This is a genomic window from Bradyrhizobium sp., from assembly GCF_019244115.1.
Classification (GTDB): domain Bacteria; phylum Pseudomonadota; class Alphaproteobacteria; order Rhizobiales; family Xanthobacteraceae; genus Bradyrhizobium.
On record NZ_JAFATE010000553.1, the window covers coordinates 1 to 2,956 of the forward strand.

The following is a 2,956-nucleotide window of genomic DNA, read 5'->3' on the forward strand; positions in this document are numbered from 1 at the left end:
TTCTCCTTCTTGTAGATCTCCATCATCTCCTGCTGCTGCTTGACCCGGTCGTCGGGATAGCGCTCCTTCAGCGCCTGCAGCTGCGGCTGGATCGACTTCATCTTCGCCATCGAGGCGTAGGACTTGTTCGCCAGCGGGAAGAACAGCAATTTGACGATCACCGTCACCAGCAGGATCGAGATGCCGAAATTGCCGACCAGGCGGTAGAAGAAGTCGAGCGCCAAAAACATCGGCTTGGTGATGAAGTAGAACCAGCCCCAGTCGATCAGCAGATCGAAGTGGTTCAGCCCGAGCTCCCTGTTGTAGCCGCCGAACCCCCAGATCGGAAAATTCATGCCGACGACGCTGGCTTCCTTGGCGCCGGCGAACAGCCGCGCATTGGCGCTCGCGGTGCCGCCGATCGCGATGGTCTGCGCATCCTGCAGGTAATCGGTCTGGTAGGTCCGCACGGTGCCGACGAGGTTGGAGGAGAAGCGCGCCTGCAGCTGCGCCGTGGTATCGGGCAGCAGCGCCGCGGCCCAGTATTTGTCGGTGATGCCGAGCCAGCCGTCGGTGACCTTGAAGCTCACATTCTTGGCGTCATCGATCTTCTTGTAGGTGTATTGCTGCAGGCCCTCGCTGCCGAGATAGCCGATCAGCCCCTCATGCAGGATGTAGTAGCCCGAGACCTGCGGGGTGCCGTGGCGCGAGATCAGCGCGAACGGATAGAGCGTCACCGGCGCGGTGCCGACATTGCTGACGTCGTCGCGGATCGTGAACAGATAGTGGTCGTCGATCGAGATGACGCGGCGGAAGGTCAGGCCCTCGCCATTGTCGTATTTCAGCGTCACCGGCGTGGTCGGTGTCAGGCTGCCCGAGCCTTCCTGTTCCCACATCGTGGTCTGGTCGGGGATTCGCGCCGTGGAGCCCGCGGCCGGAACCCAGCCGAACTCCGCATAATAGGGATTGGCGGTCCCCGAGGGCGAAAACAGCTCGATCGGCGGCGAGGCGGGATCGACCGTCTCGCGGAACTGCACCAGCGACAGGTCGTCGATGCGGGCGCCCTTCAGGGAAATGCTGCCCACAAGGCGCGGCGTGTCGATCTTGACCCGCGGGTTGGCCTCGATCGCCGCGGCGCGGTTGATGACGGGGGCATTCGCGGGCGTCGCCGGTGCGCTCGCCTGCGGGATCGGCGCGCTGCCCGGTTGCGGGGCTGCCGAGGGCGAGGCGGCCGGCTGCGGAGGCTTCTTGGTGAGTTCGGCCTGCTGCGCGCGCTGCTTCTCCATCTGCGGCACGTTGTAGAAATATTGCCAGGCGATCAGCACGAGGCCGGACAGGATGATGGCGATGATGGTGTTGCGATTGTCAGTCATCGTTCGGTCTCGTCATTCAGCCCGTGCATTTCGTTATCTGGCGATCGGGCCGGCCTGCCTGGAGCGCCACTCGCGTATCGGCCTGAGCCCCCGCCTTCTCGACCTGAGTGCGGATTGGATCGTTGCCGGTCGAGGCGGCCGAGCGCGCCGCGCAGATCCTCGAGCATGGCCGCGAAATCGCGCGTCAGCGCGGCACGCCGGCCGACTAGCACATAATCACTGTGCGGTCGCATTGATATGGCGTCCAGCCGCTTCACCAGTTCGCGAAGCCGGCGCCGGATGCGGTTACGCTCGGTGGCCGTGCCGTTCTTTTTGGTGACGGTGAAGCCGACCCGGATCGGGCCGCAATCCTGGCGCTCTCGGTGCTGGACGACGAAGGCGGGGCTCGAGGCCCGCACGCCATCGGCAACGGCGAGGAAATCCGCCCGCTGCCTCAGCCGATCCATCGATTTAAGCTCCGGCAGCCGGCCCCAAAACGTCAGGCGCTCAGACGCTTGCGGCCGCGGGCGCGGCGAGCGGCGAGGACTTTTCGGCCGCCGGCGGTGGCCAGACGGGCGCGGAAGCCGTGGCGGCGCTTGCGCACCAGTTTCGAGGGTTGATAAGTCCGCTTCACGGGCTGTTCTCCGCTGACCGGGCAATCTGCCTGTTGAATTGAGATTAGGATCCGGTGATGCTGACCGGCTTGAGACAGGCCGCTTCCGGCCCGTAACGAGCCGGTGCCCGGCAAGCCGGGCCATCCTCGGACAATTGGCCGCGGCTTATAAGGGAGAGGTCGGTTTTCGTCAATTACCGGCGACCGCGCAATCGCCGAAAAACCGTGTCAAATATGACGAATATCAGGGGTTTTCGGGGGTTTGGGAGCACATAGATAGGAACAGGGTTGCTGCCGATCAAGCGGCTGGCGGCGGACATTAGCGATCCGTAATTTGACCGGTCCCGAAGAGATCAGCATTTTCGGAATCATTGAGGCGATATTCGTGTCAGCGACCGACGACCAGCCGATCATGGAGAGGCCCCGCGCGACTTTGCCGCGCCGGCTCGGCCTGTCCGGCAAGCTGCTGCTGCTGACCATCCCGCTGGTCATGATCGTGGAAGTCCTGATCTATGTGCCCACGATCGCCAATTTTTGGATGAACCGGCTGAACGACCGCCTGGCGGCGGCAAATACCGCCGCGCTGGTGCTCGATGCCGCGCCGCTCGGCATGGTTCCGGATTCGCTGTCGCAGCAGATCCTGTCTTCGATCCGGGCGCGGGCGGTAGCGATCAAGATGGGCCAGCAGCGCCGGCTGCTCGCCAGCGCCGAGCTGCCGGCCGCGATCGACCACGACATCGACATGCGCACGCTCACCGTGTGGTCGTCGATCACGGGCTCGCTGCAGATGATGATGGAGCGTGGCGATCAGGCGATCCGCGTGGTCGGAGCGGCGCCGGGCAGCGCGCAGTTCATCGAGGTCGTGATCGATGAGAAGCCGTTGCGTCAGGCGATGTACCGCTTCTCGCGCAACCTTCTGGTGGTGTCGCTGCTGATCGCGGTGTCGACGGCGGCGCTGGTCTATCTCGCCTTGCATTATCTGTTCGTGCGGCCGATGCGGCGGCTGACCGCC

3 protein-coding genes and 1 pseudogene are annotated in these 2,956 nt (G+C 64.2%); 1 reads left to right on the forward strand and 3 read right to left on the reverse strand.

Annotated features, from left to right (window positions below; genetic code table 11):
- The 3 genes from yidC to rpmH form a co-directional block, all read right to left on the reverse strand.
- The coding region (yidC, locus tag JOZ76_RS24550) for a membrane protein insertase YidC (protein WP_291702931.1) at nucleotides 1-1,352 on the reverse strand (1,352 nt) is incomplete at its 3' end.
- Nucleotides 1,349-1,798 (reverse strand): ribonuclease P protein component, encoded by a 450-nt coding sequence (gene rnpA, locus JOZ76_RS24555; RefSeq protein WP_291702933.1) that lies wholly within the window; start codon nucleotides 1,796-1,798, stop codon nucleotides 1,349-1,351. The genes yidC and rnpA, both read right to left, overlap by 4 nt.
- 32 nt (nucleotides 1,799-1,830) lie before the next feature.
- Nucleotides 1,831-1,965, reverse strand: coding sequence for a 50S ribosomal protein L34 (gene rpmH, locus JOZ76_RS24560; RefSeq protein WP_008542748.1), 135 nt, complete (start codon nucleotides 1,963-1,965; stop codon nucleotides 1,831-1,833).
- A 391-nt stretch (nucleotides 1,966-2,356) separates the two neighbouring features.
- On the opposite strand from rpmH, the pseudogene JOZ76_RS24565 reads away from it, so the two are divergent.
- Nucleotides 2,357-2,956, forward strand: a pseudogene (locus tag JOZ76_RS24565) (sensor histidine kinase); the annotation flags it as partial.